Source organism: Paraburkholderia sp. HC6.4b (assembly GCF_014200875.1).
Classification (GTDB): Bacteria; Pseudomonadota; Gammaproteobacteria; order Burkholderiales; family Burkholderiaceae; genus Paraburkholderia; species Paraburkholderia tuberum.
Map to the genome: position 1 here is coordinate 434,251 of NZ_JACHDC010000002.1, position 20,541 is coordinate 454,791.

Consider the following 20,541-nt stretch of genomic DNA (forward strand, 5'->3'; position numbering starts at 1 on the left):
AGAACGAAAATAAGAGAAACACCATGGAAAACGAAGATCCGATCCTGCGCTACTACGAAGCCGAGATGCGCTATCTGCGCGAGTCCGGCAAGGAGTTCGCGAAAGCGCATCCCGACCGGGCGCGCATGCTCAACCTCGATCGCGTGGGCGAGCGCGATCCTTATGTCGAGCGCCTGCACGAAGGCTTCGCGTTCCTGACGGGGCGCCTGCAGGAGAAGCTCGACGACGAACTGCCCGAACTGACGGAAGGTCTCGTGAGCCTGCTGTGGCCACACTACCTGCGCATGATGCCGTCGCTGTCGGTCGTCGAGCTGATCCCGCTCGCCGAGACACTGCAGAAGACGGAAAACGTGCCTGCCGGCGTGCCGGTGCGTTCCGCATCCATCGCCGTGCCGCCGGCAGCGGGCGCCGAGGGCACCACGCCCAGGACTGTGCAGTGCCTCTACCGGACCACGCAGGAGGTGACGTTGCAGCCGCTGCGCCTCACGCATGCGGGCCCTACCGTGCGACATGACGGCCGCTCGGTGATCCGCCTCGGATTCTATCTGGACCAGTCTGCGCGACGCGAAGCGACGGACCTGTCCCGTGTGCGCCTTTATCTGAACGCCGATCTGCCGACCGCATTCGCGATGCATCTTGCGCTGACCCGCCAGGTTGATTCGGTTGCATGGCGGATCCCCGAAGTGCGTGATGGCGAGGTGCTGCCGCTGGCTGGCGTCACGATCGAACCGGCGGGCTTCTCAACCGAAGAGCGGTTATGGCCAAAAGCCGAGGCGTCGTTTTCCGGCTACCAGATGCTCCTCGAATATTTCGCGTTCCGCGAGAAATTCCTCTTTGTCGACCTGTGCGGACTCGATGTTACGAAGCTGCCGGCGAGCACAACGCGCTTCGACCTGGAGATCGTGCTCAAGCGGGCGTATCCGTCCGACCAGCGTTTCAGCGCGGAGAACGTGCGGCTCTTCTGCACGCCGGTCATTAACCTGTTCGAGCTTGATGCCGCGCCGATCGTGATCGATCACCACGAGACCGAATACCGGGTCGTCCCGGCCGGGCACCAGGGCGAACATGTCGAAACCTATTCGGTCGACGCGATCGAATCGTTCGACCATGTGACGGCTGAGCGTTACGAGTATGTGCCGTTCGCCACCTTCCGGCATCGCGGCGGCATGCTGCGCCATGAAGCGCCCGAACGGTATTTCCACACCCGCGTGCGGCCGGGCGTGACCGGTCTGCACGAAACGTGGGTGATCCTCGGCGGCCACGCGTGGGAGACGATGGAGGATCTGCCCGAGGAGAGCGTATCGCTGCGCGTAACCGGCACGAACGGCATGCTGCCGCGCAAGGGTCTGCGCGAGGCCAGCATTGACGAACTGGCCGCAAGCACGCCCAATGTCGCGGGTGTACGCAACCTCGTGGCGCCGACGTTGCCGCTCTATCCGCCGACCGGCGACCGCTTCCAGTGGAGAGTCCTGTCGCACCTCGCGCCGAACTTCCTGTCGATGATGGACGCGGAAGTGCTGCGGGGCGCACTGGCGCTCTACGACTGGACCAACGACGAGCTGAACCGCCGACGCCTCGCCGGCATCCTGCATGTGTCGGAGGAACTGCTCGAGGAGGTGTCGGGCGGCTCGGTCGAGCGGGGCGTACTGATCGAAGTCACGCTCGATTCGCACGCGTTCGCGGGCGAGGGCGACGTGATGCTGTTCGGCGAACTGCTGCACCGTTTCTTCGGGCTGTATGCGGAGATCAACCTGTTCACGAAGCTCGCCATCGTGAGCCTGCCTTCGCAAACCCGTACCGACTGGCCGCGCAGCAAGGCGCAGCGCGCTCCCCTATGAAACCACGCGAGTTGCCGAATCTTGAACCGCTCGTGGCGTCGTTGCTTGCGCGCGCGCCGAAGATGAATTTCATGCAGCTATGCAGGCTGCTCGAAGTGCGCGTACCCGATCAACCCGGCTTCGGCACGCGAGACACGCCGGAGCACGAGCCGGTGAGGTTCCGGCCGAGGCCGCGGCTGGGGTTCCCGGCCGGTGAGATCGCCGCGGTGGAACTTAGTGACGAGCGTCCCGATGCGCCGCCGACCGTGCGCACGACCTTCCTGGGCCTGTATGGCGTCGACGCCGCGGTGCCATCGCACATGATCGATGAGATCGTCCTGCGCGAGGAAGGACATGAAGCCGTCGAAGCGTTTCTCGACCAGTTCAACCACCGCTACGTGGCGCTGCTGTACCGCGCCTGGAAGAAGTACCGCTACCCGGAGAGTTTCCAGGCGGGCGGCACCGATGCGCAGTCGCGCAACCTCCTGTGCCTCGCCGGCTTCGGGTGGGGCGAGAAGCCGGCCCGGTCGGGTCTGCCGGATTCACGCGTGCTCGCGCTGCTGGGTCTGCTGGTCCAGCGCACGCGCACGCCCGAGGGACTCGCTGGTGTGGTGGCGCTGGCGGTGCCCGGTGTCGAGGTGCGTGTCGACGAGTTCTGGCCGACGGTCAAGCGTGCCGGACAGCCGCAGCCCCTCACGTCGTCAGGCAGGCTCGCCGGCGCTCAGGAAGACAGCAAGCGCCGCGGACTTGGCGGGGGCTACGTGCTCGGCAACCGCCTCGAATATCGCAGCCGCGCCGTGCGGGTGACGCTGCGCCCTTCGGACGGACAGCAGGCGCACGACCTGCTGCCCGGCGCATGGCTGCATCGCGAGCTGATAGCGTTCATCCGCCTGTATGTGGGCACGAAGGCCGACGTACACCTGCGCATGGAGGTGTCGTCGCGTCTCGCGCCCGCGCCGTCGGTCGGCACGGCTGCGACCGGCCCGGCACCGCGGCTGGGATGGACCGTCGTGTTGCCGTCTGATGAGGAACGCATCATCACCATTGCGCTCGGCGTCTACGAAGTCTTTCCCACGCCCGGACCGAACCCGCATCTGGTTCCACGTGCCGCCTGAATCTGGAGAAATCATGCCTTTACGTTTAACCGTGGCCGCCCTCGCGTCAGGTCTGCTGCTTTCCGCATGCGGCGCCTGGCAGTCCGTATCTGATACGACTTCCAGCGCGTATCACTCGGTGTTTTTCAGGCAGGTCAAGGTGCTTGACGTCGACCTGACCGCGCGTGCCGAGCTGAACCCGGATGACGCGGGCCGTTCGACGTCACTCGCGGTCCGCGTCTATCAGCTCAAGGATCGAAAGCTGTTTGACGGCGTGTCCTACGACGATCTGCTGAAGAACGACAGGACCGTACTCGCGCAGGACCTTCAGGCCAGTATGGCAGCCGTCGTCAATCCTGGCGCGTCGGTCAGCCTGTCTCAGCCCATGCAGGCAGACACGAAGTACGTGGCGATCGTCGCGTTCTATCGCAATCCCGGCAATGGCGATGGCTGGAAATACGTGATCATAAAGAAGAAGCTGTCTGCCGATGCCCCGCTGAAGCTCACGCTGATGGATCAGGAACTGGTCGCATCCGGTGATCGCCAGAAGGACTAGCCGGAATGACACGACGTCCGGAAGTGTCTGTGCCCAACGTGTTTGCATGACGGGGCGGCCCGATGAAGACGCTTCGCGAACTGCAGCAGGAACTCGAGCAGCTGGATGTTGACATCCGGCTCGCCCGTGAACACGAAACCGGATCGGGAGGTCCGGCGAAGTCGACAGCCCGGCGGACCCGACCGATCGCGACGGCGGTATGGTCAGAGCGGGTACCCGCAGGCACGAGACAGCGCGTACAACGTGCACGGGACGGCCTGCCCGGACCGGGCGGAAGCAGCGCGCCCGACTATCGTGAGCGGGCCTTCGCCGCGATCCGCAAACTCGCGCGTGCGTGGGGTGGGCAATGCATGTCGGCCGCGTACGAGGGCTACAAGGTGCCGCTCGAGTTCGAGTGCGCAGCGGGACACCGGTTCCCGATGCTGATGCACATGCTGCGCATGGGGAGCTGGTGCCAGGCTTGCGCCTATGAGCGCGCGACGATTCACTCGCTCGAGGAGGCGCGTGCGCTCGCGGCGGCAAAGGGTGGCCAGTGCCTGTCGACCCAATACGAGAGCACCAGGGAAAAACTACGGTGGCGCTGCGCGGCCGGTCATACATGGCTCGCCAGCCTGGAGGGCGTGCTGGCGGGTGACTGGTGCCAGAGCTGCCATCACCAGAGTATCAAACCCCCGCAGGAAGCTCTTGAACGGGCTGCGGCCGAGCGGGGTGGACGGTGCCTGTCAGCATATGTCGACAAGGAAACGCCGCTGGAGTGGCAGTGCGCCGAAGGTCACATCTGGAAAGCACGGTGGTTCAGGGTGAAGAAAGGCCAGTGGTGCCACCGCTGCGCGGTGAAGGCCAGAACGCGCACGATCGAACAGATGCAGGAAGTGGCGAATTCGCGTGGCGGACGCTGCCTGTCGACGGTCTACCCGGGACCACACGGCAAGATCGACTGGGAGTGCGCCAAGGGTCACCTGTGGCGCGCCTCGGTCAACAGTGTCTGGCGAGGTAGCTGGTGCCCGGAATGCGCCTGGGAAAGCCGCCGTCTGGCGCGTAACCGCCGGCGGAGCAAGGGGTCCGTGCCGATCATGGTATGACGCGCCATGCGGACGATACGCTGGCCGCGATCCTGTTCGCGTGGGGATTTCTGCATGTTGCGCTCAAGCTGATTTTCGCGACCAATCCGCTTCACCATTGATTGCAATCATGCAACGACGAAAACTCATCGTCGCCGCGCTGGTTGTCGCCGCGTCGTCGCTACTCGGCGGCTGTTCCCTGTTGGGCTGCGACGGCTCGGCAACCAGTGGCGGCGCCTTTGGCGGATGCCACGCCGGCACCCGCTTTTAGACTGACTCAGAGAAGACGAAACAACATACGGATACCCTCAGCTTTCGCGGCCACCAACGGCTGCGTTGAACAGCGAACATGACGCGCACGCATAAACGTAAGCACACGGAGCACAAGGACCACCGCGGCTCGACCGCGTGCAGTCCAACGCAAACGTTGATCCCCGAGTTCGACGCGACGCTACCGGTCACGCATGCTGCGGGCCGCGCGTACAGCGACGAGGACGATCCGTTGTTGACAACGTTCGTAACCGGAATCTGGGACGAGTTGTACTCGCGAGAGACGACGCCCGTGCCACCGTGCCCGGCCTGCAAGAGTGGCAACACGCGGGTGCAGAACCGGCCGAATCGCCATCATGCATTACCGTTTTTCCGGTGCCGCGCGTGCGAGCGGACCTACTCGCGCCTAACCGGGACGCCTCTCGCGCATCGGATCTTGCCCGCGCGCGATGCGGCCAAGGATCTATATGAAGCTTGCGCCTCCGTTGACGGGGATCGTTTGGCCCGTGATGAATGCGTTGCCGACGACCATCAGCACGACCTCCGCGACCTCGCTCGCTTCGCCCAAGCGCCCGACGGGCAGCCTTTCTGCGACGTTGGACGCCTTGAGCGGTCCAGCCATTTCGGTGTCGATCGGTCCCGGTGCAACGGCGTTGACGGTGATCCCTTCGCGGGCGAGCCGTGCCGCATAGCCGCGCGTCAAGCCTTCGAGCCCGGCTTTCGATGCGTTGTAGTGAACGCCAACCAAGCCGGGGCCGCGGGCGGCGGCCGACGAGACGTTGACGATGCGGCCCCAGCGCCTCGCGCGCATGCCGGGCAGCACTGCCTGCGTGCAGAGAAACGCCGATTTCAGATTGACGGCGAGCGTTCGATCGAACTCCGCTTCCACGAGATCGTCTATGTCGACGATCGTCGCGGTGCCCGCGTTGTTCACGAGCACGTCGATCAGGCCGAGGCGGTTTTCCACCTCGGCGATCATCGCTTCGACGTCGTCTCCGACCGATACGTCGGCGCATACCGCGATCGCGCGGCCTCCGGCGCGTTCGATTTCCGCGACGACGTCGGCCGCGTCGTTCTCGCGTTGCCGATAGTTGACCGCGACTGCTGCGCCGGCTGAGGCAAGCGCGATCGAAATGGCGCGTCCGATTCCGCGCGAGCCGCCGGTCACCAAGGCGACACGATCGTTTAAGTTGAGCGAATGAGCTGGCATCGTGGAACTCCTCGGTTGCGGGGGGCAGAACCGGTTGTGGCCTCGTCTGCGAGGCGTGGTGTCGTTGAGCGAGGCGTTGCCGGAAAGCATCCTGGTTTGCCCCCTCCAAAGCGTCTTCGCCGGAAAGTCGCCCTGCTGCTTTCATCGATCTTTCGGCCGTTCTGGCTTCAAAGAAGCCGTTGCAGCTAGACTGGGCCGAACGGCAGCTCAGGGTCAGCGACAATCGCGGGCGGCGGCACCCTCGCAATGGATGTCGCTCGCCTGGTTGTAGCAAAATCTGGAGCCCGATCATGTATGCGATGCATTATGAAATCACCTTGCCCGCCGACTACGATATGCAGATCATCCGAAATCGCGTCGCGGACCGCGGGCACATGACCGACACGTTCGCTGGCCTTGGTCTCAAGGCTTACCTGATCCGCGAGCGCGACAAGGCAGGTGCGACGCTCAACCAGTATTCGCCGTTCTACTTGTGGAATGACACCGTTGGTATGAACCGTTTCCTGTGGGAAGGAGGCGGTTTCCAAGGCATCGTCGAATCGTTCGGACGGCCCGTCGTGCTGACATGGTCGGGCCTCCTGTGCCAGCGCGGACCGGCGTCCGGCGTATTGCCTTGCGCGGCGACGCGGGAGCGAGTGGTCGTTCCTCGCGAAGCCGATCTCGCGCAGGCCGCGCGAGATGCGGTCGCTGAAGTCGAGCGTATCGCAAGGCATAGTAGTGTGATCGCCAGCGCCTGTGCGATTGATCCGCGCTCCTGGGAGCGTGTCACCTTCACGCTTTGGGCCGACACACCAGAAGCAGTTGTCCCAGGCGAACGCTACGAAGTGCTGCACTTGTCGCGCCCAGGCTTCGATGAACTGGCGCCGTCAACAGAATAGATAGCGCCAGCAGCCTAACGTTTCGTCCAGTCGGCGACCGCATTCAATTGCCGTCAGGCAGTCGTCGGCCACGAACGGACGTTGGACGTCGCGGGCTAGATTGGCGACAATCGGGCAACTTTGCGAGAACGCGACATGTGGAGTCGGTGGTGTCCATCAACGTAAGCGGGACGGAAGGCTACGCTGAGAACGCTCAATCGCTCATCGAGCAATGGCAGGACATCTCATTTGAGAACAGCCACAGGCCCGTCATGCATCTCTTGCCGATGCCCCCGGCCCACATTCTTGACGTTGGCGCCGGTATCGGAACCGATGCAGCTGCGTTAGGAGCTATGGGGCATACAGTGATGGCCGTAGAACCAGTGGACGCGTTGCGCGTCGCAGGAATTGGGCTGCATTCGTCTTCCCGGATTGAATGGGTGGACGACAGTCTGCCGGATCTCATGTCTGTACGTTCGCGACGAAGAGAATTCGACTTGGTGATGCTCTCCGCCGTTTGGATGCATCTGGACGAAGACGAGCGTTGTCAGGCGATGTCGACGGTCAGCTCCTTGCTGCGGGAAGGTGCGATGGTGGTGATGTCTTTACGTCACGGTCCAGTCCCCGAAGGACGCCGAATGTTTGATGTTTCGGCAGCAGAGACCATTCGGTTAGCAAGCGCCCATAGCTTCAGGACTGTGCTAAATGTCCGGACCGAATCCACCCAACGAGGAAATCAGCGGATGGGTGTGACCTGGAGCCGGCTCGCCTTTGTCAAAGGTAGTGGGCGAGATTAGCTTCGATCCCTTCCATCGGCGGTGTCCGGCCATCATCAGCCTTTCGTCCGTGCGTGAGAAGAGACATACGAAGGTCGGCTTCATATCCGACAACGGCCCCTTGCGCTCGAGAGGCTACAGCTCCATCGCGAGTCTAATCGAACATCTCGGCTAAAGATCGAGCACCAGTACCTTGCTTCTCGCGCGCGATACGCAGGCCGTCAGGAATTCGGCCTTCTCGTCGTCGTTGAGAATGCAGTCGTTGTGCTCAACTTCCCCGGACAGATACCGCACCTTGCATGTCCCGCACAACCCCGCATGACACGATGTTTCGATTGTGACGCCCGCTTGTTCGAGTGCGTCCGCGATGCTCTGATCGTTCGCGACTTCGATCATCTGTCCCGTGCTCGCGATCTTCACGCTGAACGTGTCCGCCACATCGTTCGCCGCGCTCGCGGGTTCGCTTCGCCCCGGCGCCTTGAAGTGCTCGAAGTGGACGGTGCCGGCGGGCCAGTGTGCGCTTGCATCCGCGCATGCCTGCATGAAACCAGCTGGACCGCAGTAATACACGTGCACGCCGTGCGACGGCTCGCTCAGCAAGCGGCGGATGTCGAGCCCCGCCTTCGGATCACCGCCGTCGAAGTGAAAGTGCACGCGGCCGTTCACGCGCATCGGCTCGAGTTCCCCGGAAAGCGCGGCACAGTCCGCATCTTTCGCGCAGTAGTGCATTTCGTATTCGATGCCGGCGTCTTCCAGCCAATGCGCCATCGACTTGAGCGGCGTCACACCGATGCCGCCCGCGATGAGGATCACCCTGCGCGCATCGTCGACGAGCTGAAATTGGTTGCGCGGACGGCTCACGCGCACGATGTCCTGCACATGCACGCGCTCGTGCAGCGCTCTTGATCCGCCACGGCCGCGCTCGTCGCGCAGCACGGCGATCACATAGCGATGGCGCTCGTTGGGTGCGTTGCACAGCGAATACTGGCGCACGAGGCCGTCGCCGAGATGGATGTCGATATGAGCGCCGGCAGTGAAGGCCGGCAACTCGGCGCCGGACGGATCGACCAGTTCGTAAGAGTTGATGCCTTTGCCTTCGAAACGAACCTGTCGCACGAGCAACTGGAGCGTGCTGCCGTCGGAGTTCGATGTCTGTTCGCTTGCCATTTTCCTGATCCCTCATATGTGCTGCCGAATCCCGATTCGCCGCACGAGGCGCGCGACGCGCCCCTTGCTTGTCGTGGCGCTTCAGTTCTTCATCGATTGTTCGAGTTCCTCGAACTTCTCGCGCACGAATACTGCGCGTTCATCCGCCTTTAGCCGCTCGCTCTCGTTGAGGATCGAGACGATCGTCTTCGTGACCTTGCGGCGCCGCGCGACTTCTTCTTCGACCGTGTCGCCTTCGGGAATCTCGAACACGTTGCCCGAGCAATAGCTGTTGGGTGCGCCCGCGTTCGCACGGAACCACTCGGCGAAGCTCTGCGCCGATGCCGCGGGATTCGTGCCGCGCAGCGCATCGCGTAGCAACTTGCGAAAGAGGAAGAGGCCGGCGTCGAACTTCGTCGGGTTCTCGAGCGCGTGCACGGCGATCGGTCGCTGGCTGATGATCGCTTCGTAGTCGCCGGGCGCGTATTGCGCGGCCTTGTAGTTCTCGCGCTCGCGATGATTCGGCGGAATGGGCGGCAGATCCTCGAGCTTGTATTCGCCGAAGCGCTCGGGGCGCCGCATCGCGACCTGTCCTTCGAGAAAGTCGATCGACTCATAGCCGACGAGTTCCTTCTTGCCGACGCCGCGCGTATCGATGCCCGGGCCCATCACGCGCCAGCCGATCATCTTGCTGTTCTCGTCGTCGACGGGAACGGTCCAGCGGATGATGTGAAAGCGGCTGAACAGCTTCTTCTTCGATCCGTCTTCCGACGTGTACGCATGCAGGCTCAGATTCGGCAGCACCTGATGTTGCACGCGCACGAAGAGCCGGTCCTTATCGACTCGACGCGCGCCCGCGCAGGCGAGGCTGCGGCCCTGCTGCACCGGCACGAAGTGCATGTCGGGCGCGACTTCCATCGATGCCGCGCCGACCTCGTCGAATGTCGTGCCCTGGTACTGCCCATTCACGACATTCTTGCCGGCATGCAGCGCGGTGGGGTGATAGTTGTCGGCGGCGTTGTCCTGCACCTGCAGCCAATTGCAATGCTGGAAGTTGCTGTACGGCACAAGCTCGTCGCCCGGCAACACCGTGAAGTCGCCTTCCCATTCGGGAAAGGGCGGCTCGGCATCGGGCGGTCCCATGTACGCGAACACGAGGCCGTTGCGCTCGACCGCCTTGTACGCACCCTGCTGGATCGAGCACGCGAATTTCTCGGCTTCCTTCTCTTCGCCCTTCGGAAACGGCACATGCAGGCATGTGCCGTCCACGTCGAACACCATGCCGTGATAGCAGCACCGGATGCCGCGCTCCTGGATCGCGCCGTATTCGAGCGACGCGCCGCGGTGCACGCAATGCGCATGCAGCACGCCCACGCGCCCGCTGCCATCGCGAAACGCCACCAGTTCCTCGCCGAGGATCTTGAGATAACGCGGTGTGTCCGTCAGTTCGATCGACATGCACACGGGATGCCAGAACGCGCGCATGAACTCGCCCATCGGTGTGCCGGGGCCGGTCTCGGTGAGCTCGGGATCGTGGCCCGGCACCTTGCTTGTGTAGTAACCGCCGTACGGAATCAGCTTCTTCGACACGACATTGCCGCCGCTCGTCTTCTGTCCTTCCAGCTTGTCTTCCTTGATCGTCATCGCAAATCCTATTTTGAGGTGGTGGAGTTGTCAGTCGCCGGCACTTTGAACGCCGAACTCGATATTCAGAACACCGTACTCTGTATCCAAAGATTAGTCGCGTGATACGGCGATGTCTCTATGGGTAAACGCGGAGATTCACCTTTTCGCTTCAGCGCCGGACATTGACGCTCCCGCGGTGCGGTTATACCCTTGCCGTATTCTGTATCCATAAACGAGCTTTGATCATGGCGACGAAACTGCTCAAGCTTCAGGCGCGCACCGACTACGTGGACGAGGTCTACAAGGTGCTGCTCGATGCCATTAGCTCTGGGACGCTCGCGCCCGGGACGCGCATCACGCAGGAAGAAATCGCCGAGCAACTTGCGGTGTCGCGCTCGCCGGTGTTGCAGGCGCTGCGCTTGCTCAAGAAGGACGGACTGGTGCAGGACGCGCCCGGTCGGGGTTTGCTCGTGACTCCGCTCGACGCGGCCTGGATCAGCCATCTCTATGAAATCCGCGGCGCGCTCGACTCGCTCGCCGCGCGTCTTGCCGCCGGTCGCGGCGCGAAGCTGGACAAGGCATTGATCACGAACGGCCGCCGCGCGTCGAAGGCCGACGACGTGAAGGCGATGATCGATGCCGACATGGCGTTCCACGCCGCGATCTATGCCGCGTCGGGCAATCCGCTCATCGTGGAGACCGCGCAGATGCACTGGGTCCATCTGCGACGGGTGATGGGCGCGGTGCTGCAGTCGTCGGGGCAGCGCCAGGCGATCTGGGACGAGCACGCAGCCATCGCCGCGGCCATCGCCGATGGCGACCCGCAGCGCGCGACGGAACTGACCGATCTTCATACGACTCGGGCGCGGCAGAATCTCGTCGAGCGGCTCGGGCAGGTGCTGAGCGATCGGCAGGAAGAAAAAGTGAGCTGATGCGATGATCCCGCGATCGCGGGATCTTTGCGTGGAGCGGGACTTCGCTCAAGCCCGCTTGCGCCGGCCGTTCACGAGTGCGGCCGGCACGGTGAAGACGAGCACGCTGCCGATGATCAGGCTCGCCGCCAGCCCAAGTACGCCGTTGCCGGTCGATCCCGTGCCTGTCTGAATCAGCCCGATCACGTAAGGGCTCACGACACCCGATACGCTGCCGACCGAATTCGCCAGCGCAAGCCCCGCCGCCGCAGCGGCGCCGCCCAGGATAGCGGGCGGCAACACCCAGAACTGCGAAATTGTCGTCATCACGCCCATCGTGCCGATCGTGAGGGCGATCATCGCGATTGGCGTCGAATGGGCGAACGCGACGCTCGTGCACAGTCCGGCCGCTCCGACCACCCCGGGCAACGCAAGATGCCAGCGCCGCTCGCCGCGGGCGTCCGAGCTCTGACCGACGAGCAGCATGGAGACGGCCGCCGCCGCGTAAGGGATCGCGGAAAGCAGGCCGATATTGAGCGGATCGGCCACGCCGCTCGCCTTGACGAGCGTGGGCAGCCAGAAGCTCACGCCGTACAGGCCCATCGTGAAGAAGAAGTAGATCGCACTCAGGAGCAGCACCTTCGGGTGCATCAGGCCGTCCTTCACCGAATGCAGCGCGTGAGCCGGCTCTTCGTCCTTCAGACCGGCTTCGAGCATGGCTTTCTGCGAGTCTGTGAGCCACTTCGCATCGGCGAGCTTGTCGTCGAGATAGAAGAACGCGACCAGCCCGAGGATCGCGGTCGGAATGCCTTCTATCAGGAACAGCCATTGCCAGCCCGCCAGCCCGTGCGATGCATTCATATGATTCATGATCCAGCCTGACAGCGGCCCGCCGACGACTCCCGACATCGGAATGCCCGTCAAGAAGAGCGCGGTGACCTTGCTGCGGCGCGAGGCCGGGAACCAGTACGTGAGATAGAGCAGGATCGCGGGGATAAAGCCCGCTTCGGCGACGCCCAGCAGGAAGCGCATGATGTAGAAGCTCATCGGCGTTCTGACGAACATCATGCCCGCCGAGACGATGCCCCAGGTGATCATGATGCGGGCGATCCAGCGGCGCGCGCCGACGCGCAGCAGGATCAGGTTACTGGGCACTTCGAAGAGAAGATAGCCCACGAAGAAGACGCCGGCGCCCGCGCCATAGACCGCGTCGCTGAACTTGAGCGCTTGCAGCATCTGCAGCTTCGCGAAGCTCACGTTGATTCGGTCGAGATACGCGCATAGATAGCACAGGAACAGAAACGGCAAGAGCCGCCATGTCACCTTCGCATAGGTGGACGACTCTCTGCCCTGGTAATACGCAACCGGACTGGGGGAACTCATTGTGGTGTCTCCTGGTGTTCAGGTTGCGGCGCAACGTTGCGTTTTTTAGCGCTCGTCTCGCGTTGTCGCCGTGCTCGGACTGCTTCTACGGAATCAGTCGAACATGTCCGGCTGCGTGGCGACGAGGTCGTCCCAGATCGCCTGAAAGTGCAGCCAGCCGATGTAGTCGCTGCCGACGTGCTCGCGGCTGTAGCGCGCGCGCTCGGGGGTGACGAGCTTGGGTGCGATGCCGGTCGACTCGACCAGCAGTTGCTGCTGGCAGCACCGTTCGAGCGCGATGAACCAGAACGCCGCCGATTCGATGCTGTGCCGGCTTGCCGTCAGAAGCCCGTGATTCTGGTGGATCGCGGCCTTCACGTCCCTGAACGCGTTCGCGACCTTGTGACCCGCCTTCACCTCGACGGCTACTTGTCCTGCCTCGTCGCCGATCACGACGTGATCCTCGTAGAACGCCGCGGCGTCCTGCGTGATCGGCTCGAGTTGCCTGCCGAGCGACGCGAACGCGGTGCCGTAGACCGTATGCGCATGGCACATCGCGACGATGTCCTGGTGCATCTCATGCACGGCCGCATGCAGCACGAAGCCAGCGCGGTTGATTGCATGGCGCCCCTCGACGACGTGCCCTTGATGGTCCGCGCAGATCAGGTTCGAGACCTTCACTTGCGAGAAGTGGATGGCCATCGGATTGGTCCAGTAAAGGCCGGGATTCTCGGGATCGCGCACGGTCAGATGTCCGGCGAAGCCGTAGTCGAATCCTTGCTGGGCGAACGCGCGACAGGCGCCGACCAGCCGTTCCTTCACATGCTGCCGCTGCGCGGCGGGATTCGAAAATGACGGAAGCTCCGGAAAGATGAGTCCTTCCTGTTCCGGCTGATAGATCGAAACCTTGCCGTCCTTGATCAGCGCCTGCGGCCGCGTTTCCATCACTGCTGCCATGGGTCGACTCCTTTTTGAAGTGAGGTTTGAACCGGTCGAAGCGGATTGCTTCGATGGGTCCTATGGTCGCGGTCGCTGCCGTCATTGACAAACGATGGCTGTTCATACAAAGATGAACCACATTCATGTTTCGGTGAAAGACATGAGACGAATTCCCAATTTCGTGCTGCTGCGCGCCTTCGAAGCGGCCGCGCGGCTGGAGAGCTTCACGCTGGCGGCCGAGGAGCTGCATCTGACGCAGTCCGCGATCAGTCATCAGGTCAAGGAGCTCGAAGAATATTTCGGCCGGCCGCTGTTTCATCGGCGCAATCGGCGGGTGGAAGCGACATCGGAAGGACGGCGCCTTTATGAGAGCCTCGGACGCGTTTTCGATGTGATCGAGGCTGCATGCAGCGAGGTCGCGCTCGCGCCCGATGCGCAAGTGCTCGCGGTGCACAGCGCGCCGAGCTTCGCCGCCAAGTGGCTCGGTCCGCGCCTGCCTGAATTCACGCAGGCGCATCCGGGCGTGACGATCCGTCTGTCGTCCGGTCCCGAGCCGATCGACCTCACCCGGGTGCATGAAGTCGATGTCGCCATCTCATACGCGGTCGCACACGAGCGCGCGGGCATCGTGACACGCGCGCTCGGCGCAGAACGCATCGTGCCGATGTGTTCGCCTGCGCTCGTGCGAAGCGGCGTTGCCATCGAGAAGCAGATCGGGGAAATGACGCTGATCGATTCCCAGCTCAGCCGCGTGACGTGGTCCGACTGGTTCGCGCTCAACGGACTCCCGTTCCCGTCGCGGGCGCGGCCCTCGTTCGATCGCGGGGCGCTCGCGATCTCCGCCGCTGTCGATGGCATGGGCGTCGCGCTCGAAACCACGCGTCTCGCCGAGCGCGAGTTGTCGCGCGGCGAACTGGTTGAGCTGGGCGCGGATGTCTTCGAGCCGGTCTCCCGCGAGACGCATTTTCTGTCGTATCGCGTGAACGAGCGCAACACGGAGAAGGTGAAGTGCTTCTGCGACTGGTTGTGCGAGGAGGTGGGACTCGATGCTGTGGGCATCGGTTAATGCTGAGATCGAGTCTCCTTCTCCGGCTTCTTTAGAGAGGTCCGCGATCGCATATTCGATGAACATACGCGCGGCGATCCTCGTAGCCCGCCGCAGTGGAAGACTGCGTGGATTCTAAATGGGCTAGCCGCCCGGCCGCCCAAAGCTGATTGCGTGTACGTCTCCTCCGCATTGGCGGATTCAACCGGTCGATGCAACACAATGAACGTCGCATGAGCGGCGGGAGTGTTGCAAATGAAACAGAGGCGCCGGTCGCATACGCGAAAAGCAGACGTTCACAGCGCGGAGTCGGCGGCTATCTCAGCGCGCTGGCAGCGTGAATCCGGGGGGCGCCCATTTCCTGGGCCTTGTCCTCCAGCAATCAACGTTCGTGAGCAGCAAAGGTGCGATGACAATAATAGGTAAGCTCGTATCCCTGGTAAGCCGTCGGACCTTGCGGGCTGAAGGTCATGTCTTCGCCATAACGCCCGAGCGCATCGGGATTGCGGAAGGGATACACGCTGCGCTTGCGATGGCGCCGATGCTCTGTGCCGCGGCGATTCTCGGTCGTTCGGATATCGCTTTCGGAGCCGTCGCGGCGTTCTGGAACTGTCTCTGCGATCCGCAAGGGTCCAGGTCACAGCGCCTGAAGGCGATGGCCATCTTCACGGCCATGGGCGTTGTCGTCATGCCGCTGGCGTCCTATGCCGCGCATTGGGGCTATGCCGTCAGCATTGTCACCCTGTTTGTCCTGGTCTTCCTTTGTGGACTGGCACGGTCCTACAAGCCCTCGCTCGGGCCTATGCCGGCGCAGGCGGGGTTGGTTGCCTCGCTTGCGGTCGTGATCGGAATTGCGTCGCCCGAGCCGCTTGCCGTTGCACTCGCTCATGGTGGCTATTTTCTGCTCGGGTCAGCCTGGACCATGCTGTTTTGCATCTTCCTCTGGCCCGTCCCGTTCCCACAGTCCGCGGGCTTCACGCTCGCGACGATCTTCGGCAGGCTCGAGGACATGGCCGGTTTTTTGGAGTCGCTGGATTCGCGGCCTGGAATGGATGTGCAGGGCTGGACCGAGTTCGATACCGTTTATCGCCGCGGGGTGCGCATGTCGATCGAGCGCGGCAGGGCATTGGCGGCGCATGATGTTCGCAACGGCCCTGATCTCGGGCCGGGCGTCGATGCCGCGGGCAGGGTGTTTTCCACGCTGATCGCAATCGGTCATGCCCGACGCAACGCAGCGATTGCCGACGACGATGGATCGCGGCAATTGCTCCAGGGCCTGCGACAGTTGCTGCAAAGCGTGGCCGCGCAGGCACAGCAAGAACTGCCCATTGCCGATACGCTGGTAGCGCAAGCACACGCATTGTTGCGGCAGACGGCTGAACGGACGGACCAAACGGCAAGCGCCGTTGCCTTTGCGGCAAGGGCCATCGCTCGGCTCGCGGACGGGCGACATGCGCTCGCAATGGACCCCGAGACGCCCGCGCCTGCCGCCGCTCGCGCGGTCAAGATTGAAAGGCTGGTCTGGGACCATGCGCTGAGGGTGGCTGTCGCATCGGTGCTCGCTTTCATGATCGGCACATCGCTGAGTGTCACGTTTGCATACTGGGGCGTGATCGCTGCAATCGTCGTGACCCAACCGGTTTCCGCCAATACATGGTTGCGCGTGCTGGAGCGTGCATGCGGCAGCCTCATCGGCGCAACGATCGCCGCTGTTCTTCTGACGAGTCTGTCCGGTCCGGTTGCGGTGACATTGGCAATCTTGCCGCTTGCCGCGGTGACCGTCGCATTGAGGTTGGTCAACTACGGTCTGTTCGTTGTCTTCCTGACGCCGATGTTCATGCTGATGTCGGATTTCATCCATCCGGCGGAGGGATTGATTGTCGCTCGTCTTACCAATGAATTCGTCGGTGCCTGCGTAGGCGTGGCGGCGAGCTTTCTTCTCTGGCCGCCGAGGGAGAGTAACGCGCTGAATGCCGTGATCTCAGCCGCGATTTCGGCCAACATGGCATTCGCGTCCGCCGCGCTTCGGATGGCTGGAGGATCGACCGCCACCCTCGATCGCCTCCAACGCGAAGCCGGTCTGGCCAGCTCACGGCTTGAAGTTGCGAGAGAACGTATGCTCCTGGAGGGCCAGCGGCGATCTGCGCGGCTCGAACAACTGCGGAACCTGACCGTCGCGGTGCGGGTGGTTTGCGGCGCCGCCGCGGTGATCGAAGTCCTTCGGAGCGGGGAACCGGACGCACATGACCGGGAAAGGGCCAATCGCTACGATGAGATGACCGCCACACTGCTGGAAGCCCTTACGTCGAGGGAAGCGATGCCACTGAATCAGTCTTTTGAAACGCCGGCAGATGACCTCGAACAGGCGATCCAGCATCTCGTGAGCGCATTTGATAGTTACGTGGGAACCGTAGTTCGTCGACCCGTTTCTGTCGCTCGGTGACGATCGCCATGAAGGGGAACGACGCTAACACTCCGCTCGTTTTGGCCCCGACATAAGCCGCAAAAAGCGTCACACCGACCACGAGCCCTGCGATGAGCAACAAAGAAACAGGCCGGTATGCGGCAGCGCACTCCATTGCGGAACGGTCGCTACGACAGAAAATATCGCGAAGCCCCCCGCGAGAGCCGTCGGCCATCCCAAGATCGCCAGCCTGCAATAGGCAATGCAAAAGGCCGCCTGCGCAGCAAAGGCGGGTCCATGCTCCAGTGCGGGAAACACTGAGATCGGCCCCGACGTGAGCGGCATTCCCACCAGCAAACCGCCGATCGCATCACCCCAGTGACGACCGGCAAGGCTTGCGGTCAATAGCAACAGCGGCGTAACGAGGAGCTTGAAAACAAGAACGATGACCACAGACTGGACTCCAGCAATGTCGGCTTTGAAGGACGTGCGAAGTGCCTCTGTTTTGCGTCAGATGAATGGCGCGATGTTCGCCATCGCCCGCGTCACGTAGATCTCCCTCTCGCCTACTGGGGCGACATGCTGCATCGCGGCGCGCGCAGCCTCGACGCCCTCCAGACGCGCGATCACCCACACGGCCAGATACTGCGAAGCCAGGCACCCGCCTGCCGTCGCGACATTCCCCTTCGCCACGAACGGCTGATTGAGCACCGGCACGCCCGCCTCTTCGACCCACGGTTTGGTAGTCAGATCCGTGCAGGCCGGAACGCCATCCAGCAGGCCCAGTTTCGCGAGTATCAGCGTGCCCGAACATTGCGCGCCCAGCAGTTGGCGAGTCGGATCGAGCCGCAACTGCGACATCAGCGCGGCATCGGCGGCCACTCCACGTGTCTGTATTCCACTGCCGACCAGCACCGCGTCGGCCTCGCAAGCGTCCTTCAGCGACGCTTGCGCCTCCAGGACCACTCCGTTCATCGAACGGATCTTCGCCGCTGGGCTGGCAATCGATACCTGCCAGCCCGGCTTTCTGACCCGGTTAAGGATATTCAGCGCGATTAGCGAGTCCAGTTCGTTGAAGCCTTCAAAGGTCAGAATGGTGATGTGCATGACGTCCTCGGGCAGATGGAGAGGTTGTGCAAGATCATGGTAGGGCCGATAATCAATACAATCAAATTATTGTCATGGATACATTGAGCCATGCCTGGGGCCCGTTACAAGCAATTGGTTGACCGCCTTGCGGCTGACATCCGCGACGGCCGCCTTCCCCCCGGGACGCGTCTGCCCACGCACCGCGAGCTGGCTGCTCGCGAGGGCCTGGCGCTGGTCACCGCGACGCGTGTCTATGCCGAGCTTCATACGATGGGTCTGGTGAGCGGCGAAGCTGGCCGTGGCACATTCGTCAAGGAACCACTCCCTCGCGGCCAAGGCGTTGACTTGCACGCCTGGAGCGCCATTACGATCGACCTGAGCTTCAACTATCCCTCTGCACCGGGTCAGACAGACCTTCTACGGGCAGCGCTGCGCCAGCTCGCGGCGGCCGGCGACCTCGAGTCGCTGCTTCGATACCAGCCGCACGGTGGCCGCGAGCACGAGCGCGCTACTGCGGCACGCCACCTGGCGAACCGAGGTCTGGCAGCAACAGCCGGAACGACGTTGCTCGTGAGCGGCGCGCAACACGGACTGACGACGGCCGCTATGGCGCTGCTCGAACCCGGCGACGTGGTTGCCGTGGACGCGCTGACTTACCCGGGATTCAAGCTGGCCGCCGAGGCCGTTCGACTGGAACTCGTGCCGATCCCAGCCGCGGGGCGCGGCCCCGATCTGGACGCGTTGACGGCCCTATGCAAGCGACGACGCGTACGCGCCGTCTACGCAATGCCGACGCTGCACAACCCTCTTGGCTGGGTAATGAGCGCGCGGCGGCGCCGCGAGCTTGTCGGTATCGCTCGACAGCATGGACTGATCCTCATCGAGGACGGGGCCTACGCATACCTCGCAGAAGATGCTCCGCCGCCGTTGGCATCGATTGCTCCGGAGACGACGATCTATGTCTCGAGCTTGTCGAAGAGTGTCGCGACAGGTCTGCGCGTCGGTTTCGTCTGCGCACCACGCGAATGGATTCCCAGGCTTGAACGGGTAATCCGGGCCACGACGTGGAACACTCCCGCAACCATGACGGCAATCGCCTGCAACTGGATAAACGACGGCACGGTGGCCCGGCTCGAAGACGAGAAGCGGCGGGATGCGAAGACGCGCCAAATCCTTGCCGCCGAAGCGCTCGGCAAGCTTAAGACGATGAGCCATCCAGCGTCGTACTTCATCTGGATCCCCCTGACGCAGGAAGTCCGCGCCGACGCGATTGCGATGGCGCTGATGCGTGAGCGCATTTCAGTGTCGACGGCCCTGCCGTTCGCGACATCGACGCATGTACCTCACGCCATCCGCCTCGCGATTGGGTCCGTCGATCTGGCCACGCTGCGCCGGTCGCTGGAAACAGTGGCCCGGGTTATTACCGAACAGACCTACTGACCGGCAAGCGCGAGGGCGCGGTCTGTCCACCAGGATTGTCCGGCCAGGACCTGTCGTCTCACTACGACGTACTTTCTGTTGCGATGCAATCGTAGAACACGCCGCGACAAACCCTTTCCCGACGACATCGCACGAAACGACCCTCGACATGGAATGCGTCGCTTTCGAGTTGCCAGCACAAGCATAAGACCGCTTCGTTCCTGCACAAACCGGTGCAAAACGGAAGGGAGAAATGTGCTGACTGGTGCGCAGCGCCCGCGCACGTCCGCAGCCACCCTGGATGGATAGCATCGCGTTGTAAAGCGTCGAGGTCCCATCCCCGGACTGCGACGTGTGTGGTAGTGCCCGCACCTTCGTGTGCGGATTTTTTTTTGCCTTTTGGAGGTAGGGAAATGAGGCCTGGTGCAAATGTCTCCTATGCGCGTGAGTACCTCGGATGGACGCGAACCGAGTTCACGTATCGTTTCGCGCCCGCCACGTTCGACCATAACAACAGGAAGCGCTGCTACGACAATCTTCGTTCGCTCGAAGTGCGAAAGCAGCATTCGTCAGAATTGCTTGCGTGGATGGAACCCGTGCTGAGAATCAGCGCCGCCGTGTTGCAGACCGACGATCTGAACCAACTCACGCATGATGCGATGTCATCGTTGCGTGCCCGGTATGTCGGCCCGCCGATGGATGCGCTTACGGTGGTGGTGAACCGGTGCTGTGATGGTGTCGAGCCGACGCCTGATGAATACCGGGCCGCTATGGAACAGGCGGATAAAGCCGGCAACCGCGAAGAGGTGTTGCAGTTGCTGGAGAAAATCGCAACAGAACGGCGCAAGTGGCATCGTGGTGGATCGCCCCTGAGGCCCAATCGCTGGAATCAGGCGTAACGGCAAAAGGCCCGCGCAGTAGCGGGTCTCTTCGCAGAAAAAGGCCCCGCCGAAGCGGGG

General features: G+C 62.9%; 19 protein-coding genes. 12 read left to right on the top strand and 7 right to left on the bottom strand.

Annotated features, from left to right (window positions below):
• The first annotated feature begins 23 nt into the window (after positions 1-23).
• From tssF to HDG34_RS04250, 5 genes are all read left to right on the top strand, one after another.
• Positions 24-1,838: a type VI secretion system baseplate subunit TssF gene (tssF, locus tag HDG34_RS04230; RefSeq protein ID WP_184057959.1), complete on the top strand. Its 1,815-nt coding sequence runs from the start codon at positions 24-26 to the stop codon at positions 1,836-1,838.
• Positions 1,835-2,932: a type VI secretion system baseplate subunit TssG gene (gene tssG, locus HDG34_RS04235; protein ID WP_184057961.1), complete on the top strand. Its 1,098-nt coding sequence runs from the start codon at positions 1,835-1,837 to the stop codon at positions 2,930-2,932. Before tssF ends, tssG begins: the two co-directional genes overlap by 4 nt.
• Positions 2,933-2,945: 13 nt before the next feature.
• Entirely contained in the window at positions 2,946-3,467 is a 522-nt protein-coding gene (gene tssJ / locus HDG34_RS04240) for a type VI secretion system lipoprotein TssJ (protein WP_184057963.1), read from the top strand.
• 62 nt (positions 3,468-3,529) lie between these two features.
• The gene (locus tag HDG34_RS04245; protein ID WP_184057965.1) at positions 3,530-4,549 is read left to right on the top strand and encodes a zinc-ribbon domain-containing protein; all 1,020 of its coding nucleotides are present in this window, start codon (positions 3,530-3,532) and stop codon (positions 4,547-4,549) included.
• A gap of 109 nt (positions 4,550-4,658) precedes the next feature.
• Positions 4,659-4,799 carry a hypothetical protein gene (locus HDG34_RS04250; RefSeq protein WP_184057967.1) on the top strand — a complete coding sequence of 47 codons (141 nt, stop codon included), beginning with the start codon at positions 4,659-4,661 and terminating at the stop codon, positions 4,797-4,799.
• A 462-nt stretch (positions 4,800-5,261) separates the two neighbouring features.
• On the opposite strand, the gene HDG34_RS04255 is transcribed toward HDG34_RS04250, so the two are convergent.
• Positions 5,262-6,008, bottom strand: coding sequence for an SDR family NAD(P)-dependent oxidoreductase (locus tag HDG34_RS04255; protein ID WP_090805057.1), 747 nt, complete (start codon positions 6,006-6,008; stop codon positions 5,262-5,264).
• A gap of 290 nt (positions 6,009-6,298) precedes the next feature.
• On the opposite strand from HDG34_RS04255, the gene HDG34_RS04260 reads away from it, so the two are divergent.
• Together HDG34_RS04260 and HDG34_RS04265 are read left to right on the top strand one after the other, a co-directional pair.
• Positions 6,299-6,886, top strand: a complete 588-nt coding sequence (locus HDG34_RS04260; protein WP_184057969.1) for a DUF4865 family protein — start codon at positions 6,299-6,301, stop codon at positions 6,884-6,886.
• 149 nt (positions 6,887-7,035) lie between these two features.
• Positions 7,036-7,662, top strand: coding sequence for a bifunctional 2-polyprenyl-6-hydroxyphenol methylase/3-demethylubiquinol 3-O-methyltransferase UbiG (locus HDG34_RS04265; protein WP_184057971.1), 627 nt, complete (start codon positions 7,036-7,038; stop codon positions 7,660-7,662).
• 150 nt (positions 7,663-7,812) lie between these two features.
• Here HDG34_RS04265 and HDG34_RS04270 read toward each other — a convergent pair whose 3' ends face one another.
• Both HDG34_RS04270 and HDG34_RS04275 read right to left on the bottom strand, forming a co-directional pair.
• Positions 7,813-8,808 carry a PDR/VanB family oxidoreductase gene (locus HDG34_RS04270; protein WP_184057973.1) on the bottom strand — a complete coding sequence of 332 codons (996 nt, stop codon included), beginning with the start codon at positions 8,806-8,808 and terminating at the stop codon, positions 7,813-7,815.
• 81 nt (positions 8,809-8,889) lie between these two features.
• The gene (locus tag HDG34_RS04275; RefSeq protein ID WP_090807834.1) at positions 8,890-10,431 is read right to left on the bottom strand and encodes a Rieske 2Fe-2S domain-containing protein; all 1,542 of its coding nucleotides are present in this window, start codon (positions 10,429-10,431) and stop codon (positions 8,890-8,892) included.
• Positions 10,432-10,658: 227 nt separating this feature from the next.
• Between HDG34_RS04275 and HDG34_RS04280 the strand changes: the two genes are divergently transcribed.
• A complete protein-coding gene (locus tag HDG34_RS04280; protein WP_090807832.1) occupies positions 10,659-11,345 on the top strand; it encodes a GntR family transcriptional regulator in 687 nt (228 codons plus the stop codon).
• 48 nt (positions 11,346-11,393) lie between these two features.
• Here HDG34_RS04280 and HDG34_RS04285 read toward each other — a convergent pair whose 3' ends face one another.
• Both HDG34_RS04285 and HDG34_RS04290 read right to left on the bottom strand, forming a co-directional pair.
• The gene (locus HDG34_RS04285) at positions 11,394-12,707 is read right to left on the bottom strand and encodes an MFS transporter (RefSeq protein ID WP_184057975.1); all 1,314 of its coding nucleotides are present in this window, start codon (positions 12,705-12,707) and stop codon (positions 11,394-11,396) included.
• Between the two features lie 93 nt (positions 12,708-12,800).
• Positions 12,801-13,643 (bottom strand): class II aldolase/adducin family protein, encoded by an 843-nt coding sequence (locus tag HDG34_RS04290; RefSeq protein ID WP_090807829.1) that lies wholly within the window; start codon positions 13,641-13,643, stop codon positions 12,801-12,803.
• A gap of 142 nt (positions 13,644-13,785) precedes the next feature.
• Here HDG34_RS04290 and HDG34_RS04295 point away from each other — a divergent pair, with 142 nt between their 5' ends.
• Together HDG34_RS04295 and HDG34_RS39800 are read left to right on the top strand one after the other, a co-directional pair.
• A complete protein-coding gene (locus tag HDG34_RS04295) occupies positions 13,786-14,691 on the top strand; it encodes a LysR substrate-binding domain-containing protein (RefSeq protein WP_260321020.1) in 906 nt (301 codons plus the stop codon).
• Between the two features lie 370 nt (positions 14,692-15,061).
• Positions 15,062-17,113, top strand: a complete 2,052-nt coding sequence (locus tag HDG34_RS39800) for an FUSC family protein (protein ID WP_184057977.1) — start codon at positions 15,062-15,064, stop codon at positions 17,111-17,113.
• A 69-nt stretch (positions 17,114-17,182) separates the two neighbouring features.
• Here the strand turns inward: HDG34_RS39800 and HDG34_RS04305 are convergent, their stop codons facing one another.
• Entirely contained in the window at positions 17,183-17,527 is a 345-nt protein-coding gene (locus tag HDG34_RS04305) for a hypothetical protein (protein ID WP_260321021.1), read from the bottom strand.
• Positions 17,528-17,584: 57 nt separating this feature from the next.
• Positions 17,585-18,181 carry a DJ-1/PfpI family protein gene (locus HDG34_RS04310; RefSeq protein ID WP_090807823.1) on the bottom strand — a complete coding sequence of 199 codons (597 nt, stop codon included), beginning with the start codon at positions 18,179-18,181 and terminating at the stop codon, positions 17,585-17,587.
• Between the two features lie 90 nt (positions 18,182-18,271).
• Here HDG34_RS04310 and HDG34_RS04315 point away from each other — a divergent pair, with 90 nt between their 5' ends.
• Together HDG34_RS04315 and HDG34_RS04320 are read left to right on the top strand one after the other, a co-directional pair.
• Positions 18,272-19,603 carry a PLP-dependent aminotransferase family protein gene (locus tag HDG34_RS04315; RefSeq protein WP_184057979.1) on the top strand — a complete coding sequence of 444 codons (1,332 nt, stop codon included), beginning with the start codon at positions 18,272-18,274 and terminating at the stop codon, positions 19,601-19,603.
• A 392-nt stretch (positions 19,604-19,995) separates the two neighbouring features.
• Entirely contained in the window at positions 19,996-20,481 is a 486-nt protein-coding gene (locus HDG34_RS04320; RefSeq protein WP_184057981.1) for a hypothetical protein, read from the top strand.
• Positions 20,482-20,541 lie beyond the last annotated feature (60 nt).

Excerpts from the sequence above, each read along its gene's own strand:
- HDG34_RS04285 (WP_184057975.1), bottom strand. The coding sequence starts at position 12,707 with ATGAGTTCCCCCAGTCCGGTTGCGTATTACCAGGGCAGAGAGTCGTCC.
- tssF (WP_184057959.1), top strand. The coding sequence starts at position 24 with ATGGAAAACGAAGATCCGATCCTGCGCTACTACGAAGCCGAGATGCGC.
- HDG34_RS04280 (WP_090807832.1), top strand. The coding sequence starts at position 10,659 with ATGGCGACGAAACTGCTCAAGCTTCAGGCGCGCACCGACTACGTGGAC.
- HDG34_RS04320 (WP_184057981.1), top strand. The coding sequence starts at position 19,996 with ATGAGGCCTGGTGCAAATGTCTCCTATGCGCGTGAGTACCTCGGATGG.
- HDG34_RS04295 (WP_260321020.1), top strand. The coding sequence starts at position 13,786 with ATGAGACGAATTCCCAATTTCGTGCTGCTGCGCGCCTTCGAAGCGGCC.
- HDG34_RS04255 (WP_090805057.1), bottom strand. The coding sequence starts at position 6,008 with ATGCCAGCTCATTCGCTCAACTTAAACGATCGTGTCGCCTTGGTGACC.
- HDG34_RS04275 (WP_090807834.1), bottom strand. The coding sequence starts at position 10,431 with ATGACGATCAAGGAAGACAAGCTGGAAGGACAGAAGACGAGCGGCGGC.
- tssJ (WP_184057963.1), top strand. The coding sequence starts at position 2,946 with ATGCCTTTACGTTTAACCGTGGCCGCCCTCGCGTCAGGTCTGCTGCTT.
- HDG34_RS04310 (WP_090807823.1), bottom strand. The coding sequence starts at position 18,181 with ATGCACATCACCATTCTGACCTTTGAAGGCTTCAACGAACTGGACTCG.
- HDG34_RS04250 (WP_184057967.1), top strand. The coding sequence starts at position 4,659 with ATGCAACGACGAAAACTCATCGTCGCCGCGCTGGTTGTCGCCGCGTCG.
- HDG34_RS04315 (WP_184057979.1), top strand. The coding sequence starts at position 18,272 with ATGCCTGGGGCCCGTTACAAGCAATTGGTTGACCGCCTTGCGGCTGAC.
- HDG34_RS04260 (WP_184057969.1), top strand. The coding sequence starts at position 6,299 with ATGTATGCGATGCATTATGAAATCACCTTGCCCGCCGACTACGATATG.
- tssG (WP_184057961.1), top strand. The coding sequence starts at position 1,835 with ATGAAACCACGCGAGTTGCCGAATCTTGAACCGCTCGTGGCGTCGTTG.
- HDG34_RS04270 (WP_184057973.1), bottom strand. The coding sequence starts at position 8,808 with ATGGCAAGCGAACAGACATCGAACTCCGACGGCAGCACGCTCCAGTTG.
- HDG34_RS04245 (WP_184057965.1), top strand. The coding sequence starts at position 3,530 with ATGAAGACGCTTCGCGAACTGCAGCAGGAACTCGAGCAGCTGGATGTT.
- HDG34_RS04290 (WP_090807829.1), bottom strand. The coding sequence starts at position 13,643 with ATGGCAGCAGTGATGGAAACGCGGCCGCAGGCGCTGATCAAGGACGGC.